Origin of the sequence: Streptomyces sp. NPDC003035, assembly GCF_042888285.1 — a bacterium.
Classification (GTDB): Bacteria; Actinomycetota; Actinomycetes; order Streptomycetales; family Streptomycetaceae; genus Streptomyces.
Map to the genome: position 1 here is coordinate 1280918 of NZ_JBIAPJ010000001.1, position 16036 is coordinate 1296953.

15 protein-coding genes are annotated in these 16036 nt (G+C 72.8%); 13 read left to right on the forward strand and 2 right to left on the reverse strand.

Translation table 11 applies throughout. The features are described 5' to 3' along the window. Nucleotides 1-41: 41 nt before the first annotated feature. Entirely contained in the window at nt 42-986 is a 945-nt protein-coding gene (locus ACFYV5_RS05750; RefSeq protein WP_389164756.1) for an SDR family oxidoreductase, read from the reverse strand. A 41-nt stretch (nt 987-1027) separates the two neighbouring features. Then, nucleotides 1028-1999, reverse strand: a complete 972-nt coding sequence (locus ACFYV5_RS05755) for an NAD(P)/FAD-dependent oxidoreductase (protein ID WP_389164759.1) — start codon at nt 1997-1999, stop codon at nt 1028-1030. 66 nt (nt 2000-2065) lie between these two features. On the opposite strand from ACFYV5_RS05755, the gene ACFYV5_RS05760 reads away from it, so the two are divergent. From ACFYV5_RS05760 to ACFYV5_RS05820, 13 genes are all read left to right on the forward strand, one after another. After that, the gene (locus ACFYV5_RS05760) at nt 2066-2650 is read left to right on the forward strand and encodes an XRE family transcriptional regulator (RefSeq protein WP_355109457.1); all 585 of its coding nucleotides are present in this window, start codon (nt 2066-2068) and stop codon (nt 2648-2650) included. A gap of 195 nt (nt 2651-2845) precedes the next feature. After that, nucleotides 2846-3814 (forward strand): NADPH:quinone oxidoreductase family protein, encoded by a 969-nt coding sequence (locus tag ACFYV5_RS05765; RefSeq protein WP_355109455.1) that lies wholly within the window; start codon nt 2846-2848, stop codon nt 3812-3814. Further along, on the forward strand, nt 3811-4992 hold the full coding sequence (locus ACFYV5_RS05770; protein WP_389164763.1) for an acyl-CoA dehydrogenase family protein: 1182 nt from the start codon (nt 3811-3813) through the stop codon (nt 4990-4992). Before ACFYV5_RS05765 ends, ACFYV5_RS05770 begins: the two co-directional genes overlap by 4 nt. Beyond that, on the forward strand, nt 4989-6065 hold the full coding sequence (locus tag ACFYV5_RS05775) for an acyl-CoA dehydrogenase family protein (protein WP_389164766.1): 1077 nt from the start codon (nt 4989-4991) through the stop codon (nt 6063-6065). The genes ACFYV5_RS05770 and ACFYV5_RS05775 overlap by 4 nt, the downstream gene beginning before the upstream one ends. A gap of 99 nt (nt 6066-6164) precedes the next feature. Continuing rightward, nucleotides 6165-7772, forward strand: a complete 1608-nt coding sequence (locus ACFYV5_RS05780; RefSeq protein WP_389164768.1) for an ABC transporter substrate-binding protein — start codon at nt 6165-6167, stop codon at nt 7770-7772. 23 nt (nt 7773-7795) lie between these two features. Further along, the gene (locus tag ACFYV5_RS05785; protein WP_389164770.1) at nt 7796-8761 is read left to right on the forward strand and encodes an ABC transporter permease; all 966 of its coding nucleotides are present in this window, start codon (nt 7796-7798) and stop codon (nt 8759-8761) included. After that, nucleotides 8754-9590, forward strand: a complete 837-nt coding sequence (locus tag ACFYV5_RS05790) for an ABC transporter permease (protein WP_389164772.1) — start codon at nt 8754-8756, stop codon at nt 9588-9590. Before ACFYV5_RS05785 ends, ACFYV5_RS05790 begins: the two co-directional genes overlap by 8 nt. Then, nucleotides 9587-10588 (forward strand): ABC transporter ATP-binding protein, encoded by a 1002-nt coding sequence (locus ACFYV5_RS05795; protein WP_389164775.1) that lies wholly within the window; start codon nt 9587-9589, stop codon nt 10586-10588. Before ACFYV5_RS05790 ends, ACFYV5_RS05795 begins: the two co-directional genes overlap by 4 nt. Further along, nucleotides 10581-11240 carry an ABC transporter ATP-binding protein gene (locus tag ACFYV5_RS05800; RefSeq protein ID WP_389164777.1) on the forward strand — a complete coding sequence of 220 codons (660 nt, stop codon included), beginning with the start codon at nt 10581-10583 and terminating at the stop codon, nt 11238-11240. The genes ACFYV5_RS05795 and ACFYV5_RS05800 overlap by 8 nt, the downstream gene beginning before the upstream one ends. A 60-nt stretch (nt 11241-11300) precedes the next feature. After that, the gene (locus ACFYV5_RS05805) at nt 11301-11660 is read left to right on the forward strand and encodes a hypothetical protein (protein WP_389164779.1); all 360 of its coding nucleotides are present in this window, start codon (nt 11301-11303) and stop codon (nt 11658-11660) included. Nucleotides 11661-11664: 4 nt separating this feature from the next. Then, entirely contained in the window at nt 11665-14205 is a 2541-nt protein-coding gene (locus ACFYV5_RS05810) for a substrate-binding domain-containing protein (RefSeq protein WP_389164782.1), read from the forward strand. Then, nucleotides 14202-15575 (forward strand): extracellular solute-binding protein, encoded by a 1374-nt coding sequence (locus tag ACFYV5_RS05815; RefSeq protein WP_389164785.1) that lies wholly within the window; start codon nt 14202-14204, stop codon nt 15573-15575. The genes ACFYV5_RS05810 and ACFYV5_RS05815 overlap by 4 nt, the downstream gene beginning before the upstream one ends. Nucleotides 15576-15716: 141 nt before the next feature. Further along, on the forward strand, nt 15717-15911 hold the full coding sequence (locus tag ACFYV5_RS05820) for a hypothetical protein (RefSeq protein ID WP_355109435.1): 195 nt from the start codon (nt 15717-15719) through the stop codon (nt 15909-15911). Nucleotides 15912-16036 lie beyond the last annotated feature (125 nt).

Below are 16036 nucleotides of genomic sequence, written 5' to 3' on the forward strand. Positions count from 1 at the left end.
AGCCGTGGACGCCGCGGTTCATCCGCGTGGACCAGCGCGCGTCACTCCCCGAACCGCCCCCGGCCCAACTGTTCGCGCACCGGCACGACCGGGTCGTTGACGAGGGCCCGGCGCTGCCAGTTCGCGCCGTCCACGACCAGCGTGTGCCCGGAGACGAAGCGGGCGTACGGGGAGGCGAGAAACGTCGCCGCCCAGCCCAGCTCACGGGGCAGGCCCACCCGCAGGGCGGGCTGCCGGGCGTCCTGGCGGGGCGCCCGGTCGAGGGCGCCCCGGACGTCCGACGTCATGTCCTCGTGCGGCATCAGGCCCGGCACCAGTCCGTTGACCTGGATCCCGTACGGACCCCACTCCACGGCCAGCGTCTCCACCAGGTTCTTGACCCCCGCCTTCGCCGCCGCGGAGTGGGCGAAGCCGGGGCCGCCGGTCCAGGCGTACGACGCCCCCACGTTGACGACGGACCCCGCGGTCCGCGCCGCGAGATGGCGACGGGCGAATTCCCGGGTCATGAACCAGGTGCCCGTCAGCGTGATGTCGACGACCGCCCGCCAGCCGTTGGGTGACAGCTCCTCGGCCGGTACGGGGAAGTTGGCCGCCGCGTTGTTGACCAGGACGTCCGGACGCGAGCCGAGCGCCGTCTCGCAGACGTCGAAGGCCGCCGCGACCGCCTCCGGCACACGGATGTCGCAGACCGCGGTCGCCACCCGCGTCCCGCCGATTCCCTCCAGCTCCTCCCGTGCCGCCTCCAGACGGGCGGCCGAGCGCCCGACGATCAGCAGATCCGCCCGGAGCCGGGCGAACTCGGCCGCGATCGCCTTCCCCAGGCCCGACCCGCCCCCGGTGACCAGGACCACCCTCCCCTCGTACGTCCCCGGCGGCAGCGCGCTCGCGCCGAGCGGGGGAGGGGCGGGCAGTCCGGGCAGGTCCCGCGCTTCTTCGGTCATGGCGCCTTCGGTCATGGCGTCTTCGGTCATGGCGTCTTCGGTCATGCCGCATCGATAGCGCGCCGAGGGCGAGAACTGAAGCCCCGTCAGCCGGCGGCCGCGACCTTGCGGTCCAGGTCGGTCATGAGCAGCTCCATGTTGATCGCCGTACCGGCCCGGTAGCCGCCGCTCGCCGCGTTGATCACCTGCTCCTGCGCGCCGATCGCGTTCCCCGCCGCCCACACGCCGGGCACGCTGGTCCGCCCCGTCTCGTCGACCGCCACGAACGGGCCGAACGGCGTCTCGCGCGTGGCGGCCCCCAGCGCGGTGAGCAGGTCGTCCCGAGGTGCCGGGCGGGGCCCGACGAAGAGCACGTCCCGCTCGACGACCCGCCCGTCCGCCATCCGTACGCCCGTGAACCGGTCGTCCTCGACGACCAGACCGGCCACCTCGCCCGTCACCACCTCGATGCCGGCCGCCGCCACCCGCGCCCGGTCCTCCGCGGAGAGGTCGGCGGCGGTGTGCAGGAAGAGCGTCACGTCGTCGGACCACTGCGAGACGACCAAGGCCTGATGGGCGCTCAGCACCGGATGCGCGATCACCCCGAAGGCCCGGTCGCGGACCTCCCAGCCGTGGCAGTACGGGCAGTGCATCACCTCACGACCCCACCGCTCGGCGACGCCGTCGATCTCCGGGAGCTCGTCGACCAGACCGGTGGTGACGACGAGCCGGCGCGCCTCGACCCGTCGGCCGTCGTCCACGGTCACCACGAAGCCGTCGGAGCCGTCGGAGCCGTCCGGTACGGCCGCCGTGACGCGCCCGGCCGTCCACTCCACCCCGTACGCGGCGATCTCCCGGCGTCCCGTCTCCAGGAAGTCCGCCGGGCTCATCCCGTCCCGGGACAGGAATCCCTGCATATGGGCGGCCGGGGCGTTGCGCGGCTCGCCGGCGTCGATCACCAGCGTCCGACGGCGCGACCGGCCCAGGACCAGGGCCGCGCTCAGACCGGCCGCGCCGCCGCCGACCACCACCACGTCGTACCGCTCGCTGTCGTGCTGCTCATTCGCGTTCGCGTTCATGGTGCGACCTTCGCCCCCGGCTCGCGTACTTGACAAACCTTCTTGCCGGTTCCGCAAAATGGATCCATGAGCGAAGACGAACGCATCGACGCCGTTCTGACCGAGGTCGGTCCCCGGCTGCGCCGCATCCGGCGCGAGCGCGGCGCCACCCTGGGAGACCTGTCGGCCTCGACCGGGATCTCGGTGAGCACGCTCTCCCGCCTGGAGTCCGGGCAGCGCAAGCCGAGCCTCGAGCTGTTGCTGCCCATCGCCCGGGCCCACCAAGTGCCGCTGGACGAGCTGGTCGGTGCCCCGCCGGCCGGCGATCCCCGGGTGCGGGCGAAGCCGATCGTGCGACACGGCCGGACCATGTTCCCGCTCACCCGCCAGCCGGGCGGCCTCCAGGCGTACAAGATCGTGCAGGAGAAGGCCGAGGAGCGGGTGGAGCAGCGCGTCCACGAGGGGTACGAATGGCTGTACGTGCTCTCCGGGAAGCTGCGGCTCGTCCTCGGCGAGCACGATGTGGTCCTCGGCGCGGGCGAGGCGGCCGAGTTCGACACGCACGTGCCGCACTGGTTCGGGCCGACGTCCGACGGGCCGGTGGAGTTCCTCAGCCTGTTCGGGCCGCAGGGGGAGCGGATGCATGTGAGGGCGCGCCCGAAGAAGTCCTGAGCGGGAGAAGTCCTGAGCGGGAGAAGTCCTGAGCGGAAGAAGCCCCGAGCGGAAGAAAGCCCCAGGCGCGAGAAAGCCCGGCGCAAGAAAGGCCCAGGCGCAAGAAGTCCGCCGCGCATGGTTCCACCAGCCACAAGCGACCGCTTAGTATGCGACTGACCGCGCAGTACGGACGACGGCTGGTGGAGGACCGCGATGCAGGCATGGCGAGTGCACGAGAACGGCGAGCCGGGCGAGGTGATGCAGCTCGACGAGGTCGACACGCCGACACCCGGCGAAGGACAGCTCCTCCTCAAGGTGCGCGCCGCCGACATCAACTTCCCCGACGCCCTGCTCTGCCGGGGCCAGTACCAGGTCCGGCCCCCGCTGCCCTTCACCCCCGGCGTGGAGATCTGCGGCGAGACCGAGGACGGCCGCCGGGTCATCGCCACCCCCACCCTCCCGTACGGCGGACTCGCCGAGTACGCGGTGGCGGACGCGGCCGCCGTGCTCCCCGCGCCCGAGGCCCTCGACGACGCCGAAGCGGCCGCTCTCCACATCGGCTACCAGACCGGCTGGTTCGGCCTGCACCGCCGCGCCGCCCTGCGGGAGGGCGAGACCCTCCTCGTCCACGCCGCCGCGGGCGGGGTCGGCAGCGCCGCCGTCCAGCTCGGCAAGGCGGCCGGCGCCACCGTCATCGGCGTCGTCGGCGGACCCGAGAAGGCCGAGGTCGCCCGCGCGCTCGGCTGCGACGTCGTCGTCGACCGGCACGCCGAGGACGTCATCGCCGCCGTCAAGGAGGCCACCGGCGGCCGGGGCGCCGACGTGATCTACGACCCCGTCGGCGGCGCGGCCTATGCCCAGTCCGCCAAGGTGGTCGCCTTCGAGGGCCGGATCGTGGTCGTCGGCTTCGCGAGCGGCTCCATCCCCTCGCCCGCCCTCAACCACGCCCTCGTGAAGAACTACTCGATCGTCGGACTGCACTGGGGCCTCTACAACCTGAAGGACCCGGCCGCGATCCTGCGCTGCCACGAGACCCTCACCGAGTACGCCGCCAAGGGGCTCATCAAGCCGCTCGTCAGTGAGCGGGTGCCCTTCGCGGGCGCGGCGGACGCCGTGCAGCGCGTCTCCGAGGGCATCACCACCGGCCGTCTCGTCGTCCTTCCGGAAGGAGCCCGCGCATGACGGACGCCGCCGAACTGCGCACCCGTACGCAGCGGCTGCTCGCCGAGCACCCGCCCGCCACCACCGACCGTACGGACTTCCTCCGCGCCCGCTTCGACGCCGGACTCGCCTGGGTGCACTACCCCGTCGGTCTCGGCGGACTCGACGCCCCGCGCTCCCTGCAGGCCGTCGTCGACGCCGAACTGGCCGCCGTCGGCGCCCCCGACAACGACCCGCGGCGGATCGGCATCGGTCTCGGCATGGCCGCGCCGACCGTTCTCGCCTACGGCTCCGAGGAGGTCAAGCAGCGCTTCCTCAAGCCGCTCTGGGTCGGCGAGGAGGTCTGGTGCCAGCTCTTCAGCGAGCCGGGAGCCGGCTCCGACCTCGCCGCACTCGGCACCCGCGCCGTACGCGACGGTGACGGTTGGGTGGTGAACGGCCAGAAGGTGTGGACCTCCAGCGCGCACGTGGCGCGCTGGGCCATCCTCATCGCCCGCACCGACCCGGACCTCCCCAAGCACCGGGGCATCACCTACTTCATCTGCGACATGACCGACCCCGGTGTGGAAGTCCGGCCGCTGCGTCAGATCACCGGCGAGGCCGAGTTCAACGAGGTCTTCCTGACCGACGTCCGCATCCCCGACGCCCACCGCCTCGGCGAGATCGGTGACGGCTGGCGGGTCGCCCAGACCACGCTCATGAACGAGCGGGTCTCCATCGGCGGCGCCCGCATCCCCCGCGAGGGCGGGATGATCGGTCCGGTCTCCACGACCTGGCGCGAACGCCCCGAGCTGCGCACCCACGATCTGCACCGGCGCCTGCTGGACCTGTGGGTCGACTCCGAGGTGGCCCGCCTCACCGGCGAACGGCTGCGCCAGCAGCTCGTCGCCGGACAGCCCGGTCCCGAGGGCAGCGCGATGAAGCTGGGATTCGCCCGCCTCAACCAGGCCATCAGCGGACTGGAGGTCGAACTCCTCGGCGAGGAAGGGCTGTTGTACGGGGACTGGACCATGCGCCGCCCCGAGCTCGTCGACTTCACCGGCCGCGACGCCGGCTACCGCTATCTGCGTTCCAAGGGCAACTCGATCGAGGGCGGCACGACCGAGGTCCTGCTCAACATCGTCGCCGAACGCGTTCTCGGTCTGCCCGCCGAGCCCCGTAACGACAAGGACGTCGCCTGGAAGGACCTCGCGCGATGACGGACCTGCTCTACTCGGAGACCGACGACGACCTGCGGGCGGCGGTCCGCTCCCTGCTCGCCGACCGGGCCGACGCCCAGACCCTGCTCGGCCGGATCGAGACCGGCGACCCGTACGTCCCCGGCCTCTGGAAGTCCCTCGCCGGCGACATGGGCGCGGCCGGACTCCTCGTACCCGAGAAGCTCGGCGGACAGGGCGCGAGTCACCGCGAGGCGGCCGTGGTCCTGGAGGAGCTGGGTCGCGCGGTGACCCCGGCCCCGTACCTGACCAGCGCGGTGGTGGCGACCGAGACCCTGCTCGCGCTCGACACGGAGAGCGCGCCCGTCGCCGAGCTGCTCGCCGGTCTCGCGGCAGGGCGCACGGTGGCGGTGCTCGCCCTGCCCCTCTCCGCGGCCCCCGACGCGGAGCCGCCCACCACCGGCACCGTGACCGGTGTCGCCGACGCCGTCGTCGCGGACGTGTTCCTCGTGCCGCGCGCGGACGGTCTCCACGCGGTCCCGGCCGCCGAGGCCACGATCGCGCCGCAGACCCCGCTCGATCTGACCCGGCCGCTCGCGGCGGTGACCACGGACCCGGCGAGCGGCACCCGCCTCGCCGACGCGGCGACGGCCACGGCGGCGATCCGGCGCGGACTGCTCGCGGGAGCCGGACTGCTCGCCTCCGAGCAGCTCGGGCTCGCCGAGTGGTGCCTGGAGGAGACGGTCCGCCACACCCGCGAGCGCCATCAGTTCAACCGGCCTGTCGGCTCCTTCCAGGCGCTCAAGCACCGGATGGCACAGCTCTGGCTGGAGGTCGTGAACGCCCGGGCGGCGGCCCGCGCCGCCGCCGACGCGCTGGCCACGGGCAGCCCCGAGGCGCCGTTGACGGTGGCCGTGGCCCAGGCGTACTGCTCGAAGGTCGCGGTCCACGCGGCCGAGGAGTGCGTCCAGCTGCACGGCGGTATCGGCATGACCTGGGAGCACCCCGCGCACCTCGCCCTGAAGCGGGCCAAGGCGGATCAGATCGCGCTGGGTTCGGCGGGCCGGCACCAGGACGCCATCGCCGCCCTGGTCGACCTTCCGGCGCCCGCCTGACGGCGAAGTAAGGGGCCCAGGTACCCCCACCCCTGTACATACTGTTTAATTGCGAGTCGTTCGCAACAACAGTTGATCTTCAAGAGGGGTGTGGGCACGATGACCGCCCGATCCATACGCGGCGTGGCCGCCGCGACCCTGGCCGGAGCCCTGGCCCTGACCGTGGCGGCCTGCTCGAACCCGGGCGGGACCGCCGCCGGCTCCGGCGGCCCGCGCGACTCCGCGGTCGTCGGCATCGCGTACGAGCCCGACAGCCTCAGCCCCCTCCTCGGCTACGGCAAGGACGGCAACTCCAAGATCTTCGACGGGCTGCTCTCCTTCGACGCCGACATGAAGCTGCGGCCCGCCCTCGCCGCGAAGCTGCCGCACATCAGCGACGGCGGGCTGACCTACACGTACACCCTCCGCGAAGGCGTCAGCTTCAGCGACGGCACCCCCTTCACGGCGAAGGACGTCGTCTTCACCTACCGGACGATCCTCGACCCGAAGACCAACAACCCCTCCCGCACCGAACTCGACGCCCTCAAGAGCGTCGAGGCGGTCGGCGACGACACCGTCGTCTTCCGGCTCAAGTACCCCTACGCGCCCTTCGCCGAGCGCACCGTCCTCGCCATCGCGCCCGAGCACATCGCCGGGAAGCAGGACGTCAACAGCGGCCCCTTCACCAGCAAGCCCATCGGCACCGGCCCGTACGTCCTCACCTCCTGGTCCAAGGGCGAGAAGCTCAGCTTTGAAGCCAACCCCCGCTACTGGAACGGCGCGCCGAAGGTGAAGAAGTTCACCATGGCGATCATCAAGGACGACGACGTCCGCGCCACCCGGCTGCGCGCCGGCGACCTCGACGGCGCCGTCCTGCCGCCCAACCTCGCCGCCGGGTTCAAGGCCGACAAGGCGAAGAAGACCTACGCCGCCACGACGTACGACTACCGCACCGTCACCCTCCCCAGCCACCACCCCGTCACCGGCGACACCGCCGTCCGCCGCGCCCTCGACATCGCCGTCGACCGGCGGGCCATGGTCGACAAGATTCTCGAAGGCGCCGGAAAGCCCGCCTACGGACCCGTCCCCACGGACAGCGAGTGGTTCGCCAAGGGCACCGAGCGCCGTCACGACCTCGCCGGTGCGAAGAAGATCCTCGACGAGGCCGGCTGGAAGCCCGGCCCCGACGGCGTCCGCGTGAAGAACGGCGTACGGGCCGAGTTCCCGCTCTGGTACCTCTCCGGCGACAAGCTCCGCCAGGACCACGCCCTCGCCTACGCCTCCGACGCCAAGAAGGCCGGCATCGCCGTCACGACCCAGGGCGGCACCTGGGAGGTCATCGAGCCGCGGATGAAGACCGACGCCGTCCTCGCCGGCGGCGGCTCGCCCGGCGACCCCGACTTCGACCAGTACCTGTTGCTGAAGTCCTCCCTCGGCGGCGACGGCTTCAACAACATGGCCTGGTACGACAACAAGACCGTCGACAAGGCGCTGGAGGACGGCCGCAGGACGAACGACCCCGTCAAGCGCCGAGCCGCCTACGACACCGTCCAGCGCGAGCTCGTGAAGAACCCCGGCTACACCTTCCTCACCCACATCGACCACCTCTACGTGGTGAACGACAGCTGGGACGGCCTCACCACCCAGACCGAGCCGCACGACCACGGCCTGGCGTCCGGCCCCTGGTGGAACGTCGAGGCGTGGATCCCCAAGGGCCCGAAGAAGTGAGCCGACGCCTCCCCTGGGGGGCCATGGCACGGATGACGGGACGGCGGGCCCTGTTCGCCGTCCCCGTCCTCCTCGCGGTCACCTTCGCGGTCTTCGCCGTCGCCGCGGCCTCCCCCTTCGACCCGGTCAAGGCGTACGCCGGCACCGCCGGACTCACCGCCTCGCAGGAGAACCTCGACCAGCTCCGCGCCAACCTGGGCGTCGACCAGCCCCTCGTCACCCGCTGGTGGGACTGGCTCACCTCCGCCCTGCGCGGAGACCTCGGCGACTCCAGCGTCATGCGCCGGCCCGTCGCCGACGTCATCGCCGAGCGCATCGGCTGGTCCGCTCTCCTCGCCGTCACCGCCTTCCTCGTCGCCATCCTGCTCGGCACCGCGCTCGGCGTCCTCGCCGGCCGCCGCCGAGGCGGCCTGCTCGACCGGACCGTCAGCTCCGCCGCGTACACCCTGGAAGCCGCCCCCGCCTTCTGGCTCGGGCTGCTCGCCATCTGGTTCTTCGCGCTGAAGCTCGGCGCGCTGCCGGCCGGCGGGCTCACCGACACCGCCAGCGTCACCGTCACCGCCGACCAGGTGGCCCGCCACCTGGTGCTGCCCGCTCTCGTCCTCGGCGTCTCGCAACTGCCGTGGTTCTTCCTGTACGTCAGGCAGGGTGTCGGCGACGCCCTGGAGGAGGACCCCGTGCGCGGGGCACGCGCGCGTGGCCTGCGGGACCGTACCGTCCTGCTCGGGCACGCCCTGCGCTCCGGCATGCTGCCCATGCTCACCCTGGTCGGCTCCCGCGTCCCCGAACTCATCACCGGAGCCCTCCTCGTGGAGACCGTCTTCAGCTGGCCCGGCATCGCCGCCGCGACCGTCCAGGCCGCGACCTCCGTGGACTTCCCGCTGCTCGCCGCGCTGACCGTCCTGGCCACCGCCGCCGTACTCCTCGGCAACCTCCTCTCCGACCTGCTGTACGGGCTCGCCGACCCGAGGGTGGGCTTCGATGGCTGATCTCCAGGCCCGACGCGTACGGCTGTGGTCCTCCGCCGGCGTCGTCGGCGCGGTCGTCCTCGCCGTGCTCCTCGTACCGCCCCTCGTCCAACTCGACGAACAGGCCGTCGACCTCTCGCTGAAACTCCTCCCGCCGTCCTGGGAGCACCCCTTCGGGACCGACGACGTCGGCCGCGACCTGCTGCTGCGCTGCGTCTACGGGCTGCGCGTCTCGCTGCTCGTCGGCCTGGTCGCCGCGCTCGTCGCCACCGTCATCGGCACCGCCGTCGGAGCGGCGGCCGCCGCCCTGGGCGGCTGGGCGGACCGGGTCGTGATGCGGATCGTCGACGCCTTCTCCTCCGTGCCGCACCTGCTGCTCGGGATCTTCATCGTGGCGATGTTCCGGCCCGGTGTGTGGCCGGTCATCGTCTCCGTCGCCCTCACCCACTGGCTCTCGACCGCCCGGATCGTCCGCTCCGAGGTGCTCTCGCTGCGCTCACGCCCCTACGTCGACGCGGCGATCTCCGGCGGCGCCTCGCGGTGGCGGGTGACCACGCGCCATCTGCTGCCCGCCGTCCTGCCGCAGGCCGGGCTCGCGGCCGTCCTCATGGTGCCGCACGCCATGTGGCACGAGTCCGCGCTCTCCTTCCTCGGCCTCGGCCTGCCCAGCCACCAGGCCAGCCTCGGCAACCTCGTCCAGTCGGCCCGCTCCTCGCTGCTCGCCGGGGACTGGTGGCCGACGCTCTTCCCCGGACTGCTGCTCATCGTGCCGACCCTCGCGATCGCCGGCCTCGCCGGAGTGTGGCGCGACCGGCTCAATCCGCGCCGCCGATCGGAGCTGATGCTGTGACCGCCCCGGACTCCCGCGTCGTACGAGCCCTGGAGGCCGTCACCGCCGAACGCGCCGACGAGGCCGTGCTCAGCGTGCGCGGGCTCTCCGTCCGCTTCCGGATGCGCGGTGGCCGGCACGTCGCCGCCGTCACCGACGCGGACTTCGACCTGGCGGCGGGGGAGTGCCTCGCCCTCGTCGGCGAGAGCGGCTGCGGCAAGTCCGTCCTCGCCTCCGCGCTCCTCGGACTCCTGCCGGGCAACGCGGAGACCTCCGGCACGGCGCTGCTCGACGGCGTCGACCTGCTCGCCGCCGACGAGCGGACGCTGGCCCGTACCGTACGGGGACGGCGCGTCGGCCTCGTACCGCAGAGCCCGGCCGCCCACCTCACCCCCGTGCGGACCGTGCGCGCCCAGCTGGAGGAGACCGTCCGCGAGCTGACCGGCGTCCCGCGGCGGGAGCGGCGCGCCGCCGCCGAGGCGGCCGCCGAACGCGCCGCGTTCCCCGCCGGGCATCTCGACCGCTATCCGCACGAGCTCTCCGGCGGTCTCGCCCAGCGCGCGGCGACCGCCCTCGCGCTGATCGGCGACGCCCCGCTCCTCCTCGCGGACGAGCCGACCACCGGCCTCGACCGCGACCTGGTCGACCGGACCGTCGACGCACTGCGCCGCCACGCAGACGAGGGCCGGGCGCTGCTGCTGATCACCCACGACCTGGCCGCGGCGGAACGCGTCGCCGACCGGGTGGCGGTGATGTACGCGGGCCGGATCGTCGAGACGACGGCCGCCCACCGCTTCTTCGGCACGCCGGGCCCGCGCCACCCGTACGCCCGCGGCCTGCTGAACGCCCTGCCCGACCGGGCGTTCACCCCCGTCCCCGGCATGCCGCCCGAGCTGACCGCGCTGCCCTCCGGCTGCGCGTTCGCCCCGCGGTGCGCGCGGGCGACGGAGGTGTGCGACACGCTTCCGGAGCCCCTCGCCGGAGTCTCCTGCCACCACCCGGAGGACCCCCGTGCTTGAACTCGACGCCATCACCGCCGGCTACGACCGCCGCGCGCCGGTCTTCCGCGGCGCGTCGCTCACGATCGCGCCCGGCGAGTCGGTCGGCCTCCTCGGGCCCAGCGGCTGCGGCAAGTCCACGCTCGCCCGGGTCGCCGCGCTGCTCCACCGGCCGGAGGCCGGTCGCGTCGCGATCGACGGAGTGGAGGTACGGGGCTGGCGCCACCGGGCGCCGCGCTCGCTGCGGTCGGCGGTCGGCGTGGTCTTCCAGCAGCCCCGGATGTCCGCCGACCCGAGGCTGCGTCTGCGTGATCTGATCGTGGAACCGCTGCGCGCGGGCGGTCGCCGCGCGGAGGTCCCCGAACGGCTCGCCGCCCTCGCCCCCGCCGTCGGCCTCACCGACGACCTGCTCGCCCGCCGCCCGCACGAGGTCAGCGACGGCCAGCTCCAACGCGCCTGCCTGGCCCGGGCGCTGGTGCTGCGCCCGCGCTGGCTGGTCTGCGACGAGATGACGGCCATGCTCGACGCCTCGACCACGGCGGCCCTGGTCGCGGCGGTGGAGGCGTACCGCACGGAATCGGGCGCGGGCCTCCTCGCCGTCGGCCACGATCGCGTCCTCCTGAACCGCTGGTGCGACCGCACCGTCGACTGGACCGACTGCGCGGCGGTCTGACGTCGAATTTCCGTGCAAGTGGATCGTGCTCGGGCAACTGCCGTGTCATGATGTCGAGTTATGGCGTCAGGGGAGGGTGCGACGAGGCACGAGATCCGCATCAGGCCGGTCCAGGAGACTTCGCACAGCGATGTCGACGCGCTCCTGACCTGGCTCATGCGGGAGCCGCTCGTGAAGGAGAAGGTCGAGAAGGGGGAGTTACGGGTCGAGCAGCGGGCCACGCCGGACGAGCACGGAACCCCGATGGGTCTGGGGACCGAGATCGTCCTCGTCGTGCTCCAGGGCGCCGTCGGCGTCGTCGTAGCCGCCCTGTTGGAGCAGGCGAAGTCCGCGGTGCGGGAGTGGCAGGAGAACCGCCGGTCGGTCGGCGAGGACGATCCTCCCGACTTCGACGTCACCTCGGACGGCGACGCGAGGTAGCCCGGTGGCGCGATTCGACCCGCGCGGAAGGGTGAACCACGCCCTGCTCGTCACGGTGCCCGCATACACCTCCGATCTGCCGCCGGATCCGTCCGGCGTGCTGGGCGACATCGCGGCCGTCCGGCACAACAGCGCGGAGTTGGCGAGAGCGCTGCGAGCGGGCGGGGTGTTCCGCGAGGAGGACATCACCACCAGCAGCCCGACGGGTTCCGATCTGTTCTTCCGGGACCTCATGCGGGCCCGGGACCGCGCGGACGGCCTGCTCCTGCTGTACTTCGCCGGACACGGCCTCGTGTCCAGCTACAACGAGCCGGACGAACTGTGGCTCGGCATGCCCCGCACGACGATCGTGCCGGGGAACCCTCCGACATTCGTCCAGGCCGTCCGCTGGAGCGAGGTGCTCCCGGCCCTGTGCCAGGCCCGAGCGGAACAGGTGGTGGTCGTCCTCGACTGCTGCCACGCGGGCAACGCCTCGGCGGCCTGGAACAAGCTGCCCGCGGACCAGCGCGAGCGCGTCTCGCTGCTCGCCTGCGTCCAGGCGAACGACAGGATCGACGCGGGGGACGCGGACACCCCCACGCCCTTCACCGCCCACCTGGTGCGCGTGCTCGACGAGGGTGTCGACGGTGGCGGCGAGGTGAGCTTCGGCTCGCTCGCCGAGGCGCTCAGGACGTACATGCCCAAGAACCACACCACCCTGCGGAAGAAGCCGACCCCGTGGGTGCCGCAGAGCTGTCCGGCCGACGGCACCGACGTCGTCCTGGCCGTGCCCGCCGGCTCCACCGAGACCGAGCAGCCCCCCACTCCGCCGCCCCCTCCGCCCGGCCCGCCCCGGCCCGGCCCACGATGGCGCCGCATCCCCGTCCTGGCCTGGGCGGCCCTCGCGCTGACCCTGGTCGTCCTGCTGGGGTACGCCCTCTTCCGGACCCCGCCGGGCAGCGCGTGCACGACACCGTTGGAGCTGAGGCTGCTCACCGACGCGGATGCCGAGCCGACCGTACGCAAGGCGGTCAACGCCTATCTGGAGTCCGACGCCGGCAGGGACGGCGACTGCCGGCGCAGCGGTATCACCGTCTACAGCGCCAAGGCCACCGACGCCGTCGCCGCCTTCCGGGACTCCTCCCGCTTCTGGCAGGACCCCGACCCCGAGACAAACCCCCAGCGGGACGTCGGACCCCAGCCGGACATCTGGATCCCCGGCTCCGCCGCCGCTGTCGAACGGGCACGCTCCTACGCCGGCGGAGGAACATCGGTGACACTGACGGCACACAAGCCGTTCGTCCACTCGCCGATGGTCCTCGCCGTCCCCGCCCACCTGGCGGAAGGATCGGAGAAGGACCGGTCCGGCCGCACCCTCGCCCAGTTCGCCGAGACGCTGCGCGCGCGGGCCGCCGACGCCGTCGTGGCCCGGACGGACCCGGAGCACACCGACTCCGGGCTGCTCGCCACCGTGGGCCTGTACGGGAACCGGCCCGGCGCCGCGGCCGCCGTCGAAAGGGGCCTGGCGCCCGGACGTCCGCTGCCCGACGGCCGCGCGTTGCTGTGCGACCTGCCCAGGGCGGCCGCCGTCGACACGAAGACCGCCGCGCTCGTACCGGAGCACCTGCTGAAGACGGGCCTTGGCTGCGGGCGGCAGACCCGGACTCCGCGCGTGGCCGAGTACCCGTCCGACGTACCCCGGCTCGCCCTGCCCTTCGTGCAGGTCGTCTGGGACGGCGGCGACCGGGACAAGGGCGCCCGCGACAGCGCCGTCGACCGGTTCCGCGTCTGGCTGACGGGCGAGGCCGGCGTGGCGGCGTTCACGGCGGACGGCTACCGGCCCGGGCCGGGCGACACCCCCTCGGCCTCTTCTTCCGCCTCGCCACCGGCCGCCGGCGCTCTCGCCGATCCCGGACGCCTGCCGGACGCGGGGGACGCCACGACGATGAACGCCGCTCTGGAGGGGTACCGCAAAGCCGACGGCCCCGGCCGGGTGCTGTTCCTGCTGGACAACTCCGGGTCGATGAAGGGCGTGTGGGCCGGTCCTGGAGGCGCCCCCGGGATCATCCAGCAGGCGCTCGCCGGTCTCGGCCCCCAGGACGAGTACGGCGTGTGGTCGGTGTCGTCGGCGCCCGGAGCCACCCGCCCGTACACCCCGCTGCTGGCCCTCGGCCGGCACAAGGACCGTGACGCGGCCAGGAAGACCATCGGCGATGCCCGGCTCGCGGGCAACGAGGCCGACCCCTTCCAGGCGCTGAAGGACGCCTCTGCCGCCATGGAGACCCAGGGCGAGGACGACGACAGCCGGCCCCGGCTGATCGTCTTCGTCACGGACGACGAGGACAACAGCCGCATCGGCGACAGGATGGACGGACTGCTCACGTCCCTGCGGCAGAGCGGGGTCCCGGTCGTCATGGCATCCCTGGACGTCGGCGGCTGCGCCAAGGGGCGGGCCGGCGAGCGGATCGCCGAGGCGAGCGGCGGCCGTTGCCTGGACAGTTCGGGCGACCTCATCGCCGGGCTGCGCGACGAGGTCGCCCGAACCGGCACGGGGGAGGCGACATGACGGCCCGGAGCCTGCGCCGCGTCACCTTCCTCCTCGCGTGTCTCTTCGCCCTCGGCGCCTGCACGGACGGGGGCAGCACGCCGCCCGAGCAGACGACCGACCCGGGCGCGCCGCTCGTGATCGCCAGCGGCCGGGACGTGACCGGCAAGGGCGGCATCCGCGAGAAGCTGATCAAGGAGTGGAACGCGCGGCCCGGCAACACCCACCAGGCACGCCTGGTCGAGCTGCCCGGCTCCGCCGACCAGCAGCGCAGTCAGCTGCTCGGGGCCCTGCAGTCGGGCAGCGCCCGGTACGACGTGGTCAACCTGGACGTCACATGGGTACCGGAGTTCGCCGAGGCGAAACTCATCCAGGAACTGGACGCGAGCCTCGTCGACGCCGACGTCATCCCCTCCGTCGCCCGTACGGCACGCTGGGAAGGCAAGACCTACGCCGTCCCCTTCAACACCGATGTCGGACTGCTCTACTACCGCCGCGACCATCTGGAGCAGGCCGGAGTGCGCGAGGACAACCGTCCGGGCGAGAACACCACCTGGGGGGAGGTACGCGACCTCATCAGGACCGTCGAGCAGGCCGACCTCCCCGGGGTCGAGGCGGGCTGGACCGCCCAACTCGCCCCGTACGAGGGCCTGACGGTCAACGGCATGGAGGCCTTCGCCTCGGTCACGGGCGGACTGACCGACGAACACGGTCGCTACACGGGAACCGTGAGCGCTCTGGAGGAAGGACTGGAGGAGCTGCGCGCCCGTACGGAGAAGGCGTACCTCCTCCCGGCCGCCGCCGGCTCCGACGAAGCCGCGTCCCTCACCGACTTCATCGACGGCAGGACCACCTTCCTGCGCCACTGGCCCTACGCCTACCGCACCCTCCACCAGGCGCTCGCGCCCCACCAACTCGACGTCGCCCCCTTGCCCGGCAAGGCGGTCCTGGGCGGCCAGAACCTCGCCCTCACGACGGCGGTCTCCGGCGCGCGGGGTGAAGCGGCCCGCGATCTCGTCAAGTTCCTCACCGACCCGCAAAGCGAACGCTGCCTGCTCGACGAGGGATTCGCCGCCACGCGTACCTCCGCGTACGAGGACGACAGGGTCTCCTGTCGGCTCCCGGCGCCCTCCGCGCCCTCCTCGTCGACGGAGAGCGCGGACCGGATGCCCCGTGAGGACGGCCGCCCGCTGTACGCCCGCTCCACCCTGCTCACGGCGTTGCGGGGCGAGACGGTCGAACGCCCCCGCACACCGCACTACGGAGCCTTCACCCAGACCTTCACCACGCATCTGAGCCGCCTGTTCGACGACAGTCCACCGACGGAGGAGCAACTCGCACAGGAGCTGGACACGGCGCTGAGACGTGCCCTGCCCGAGCCCCCGTCGTGAGCCAGACCGCCGGGAGGGAACCCCTTCCGGGGGAACGTCACCCGTTCGGCAGGCATGCCGTACGGCCGGACGGCACCCCCGCTGCGCCACACTGGCCGCCGAACGCCGCGATTCCGGCGCGGCGCAAGGAGGGTGTGGGCGATGGCCGTATCCATTTCTGTCGTACTGCTGCTGCTCGTTCTGGCGGTGATCTTCCTCCGCAGCGGCGGACTCAAGCTCTCCCACGCGCTGGTCTGCGCCCTGCTCGGCTTCTTCCTCGCCGGCACGAGCATGGCGCCGACCATCCAGAACGGGGTCGCCGCCACCGCGAACGTGGTCAGCAGCCTCAGGCCCTGACGCGGCCCCCGTCACGTTTCAGGAGCACGAACTGCCCATGAAACGATGGGCAGTTGCATGTACATCTCACGGACTCGGGCCTAGCGTCGGACGTCGGCGCGATCGACGCACGCACCCGAGGAGCC

Excerpts from the sequence above, each read along its gene's own strand:
- ACFYV5_RS05750 (WP_389164756.1), bottom strand. The coding sequence starts at position 986 with ATGACCGAAGACGCCATGACCGAAGACGCCATGACCGAAGGCGCCATG.
- ACFYV5_RS05755 (WP_389164759.1), bottom strand. The coding sequence starts at position 1,999 with ATGAACGCGAACGCGAATGAGCAGCACGACAGCGAGCGGTACGACGTG.
- ACFYV5_RS05760 (WP_355109457.1), top strand. The coding sequence starts at position 2,066 with ATGAGCGAAGACGAACGCATCGACGCCGTTCTGACCGAGGTCGGTCCC.
- ACFYV5_RS05765 (WP_355109455.1), top strand. The coding sequence starts at position 2,846 with ATGCAGGCATGGCGAGTGCACGAGAACGGCGAGCCGGGCGAGGTGATG.
- ACFYV5_RS05770 (WP_389164763.1), top strand. The coding sequence starts at position 3,811 with ATGACGGACGCCGCCGAACTGCGCACCCGTACGCAGCGGCTGCTCGCC.
- ACFYV5_RS05775 (WP_389164766.1), top strand. The coding sequence starts at position 4,989 with ATGACGGACCTGCTCTACTCGGAGACCGACGACGACCTGCGGGCGGCG.
- ACFYV5_RS05780 (WP_389164768.1), top strand. The coding sequence starts at position 6,165 with ATGACCGCCCGATCCATACGCGGCGTGGCCGCCGCGACCCTGGCCGGA.
- ACFYV5_RS05785 (WP_389164770.1), top strand. The coding sequence starts at position 7,796 with ATGGCACGGATGACGGGACGGCGGGCCCTGTTCGCCGTCCCCGTCCTC.
- ACFYV5_RS05790 (WP_389164772.1), top strand. The coding sequence starts at position 8,754 with ATGGCTGATCTCCAGGCCCGACGCGTACGGCTGTGGTCCTCCGCCGGC.
- ACFYV5_RS05805 (WP_389164779.1), top strand. The coding sequence starts at position 11,301 with ATGGCGTCAGGGGAGGGTGCGACGAGGCACGAGATCCGCATCAGGCCG.
- ACFYV5_RS05815 (WP_389164785.1), top strand. The coding sequence starts at position 14,202 with ATGACGGCCCGGAGCCTGCGCCGCGTCACCTTCCTCCTCGCGTGTCTC.
- ACFYV5_RS05820 (WP_355109435.1), top strand. The coding sequence starts at position 15,717 with ATGGCCGTATCCATTTCTGTCGTACTGCTGCTGCTCGTTCTGGCGGTG.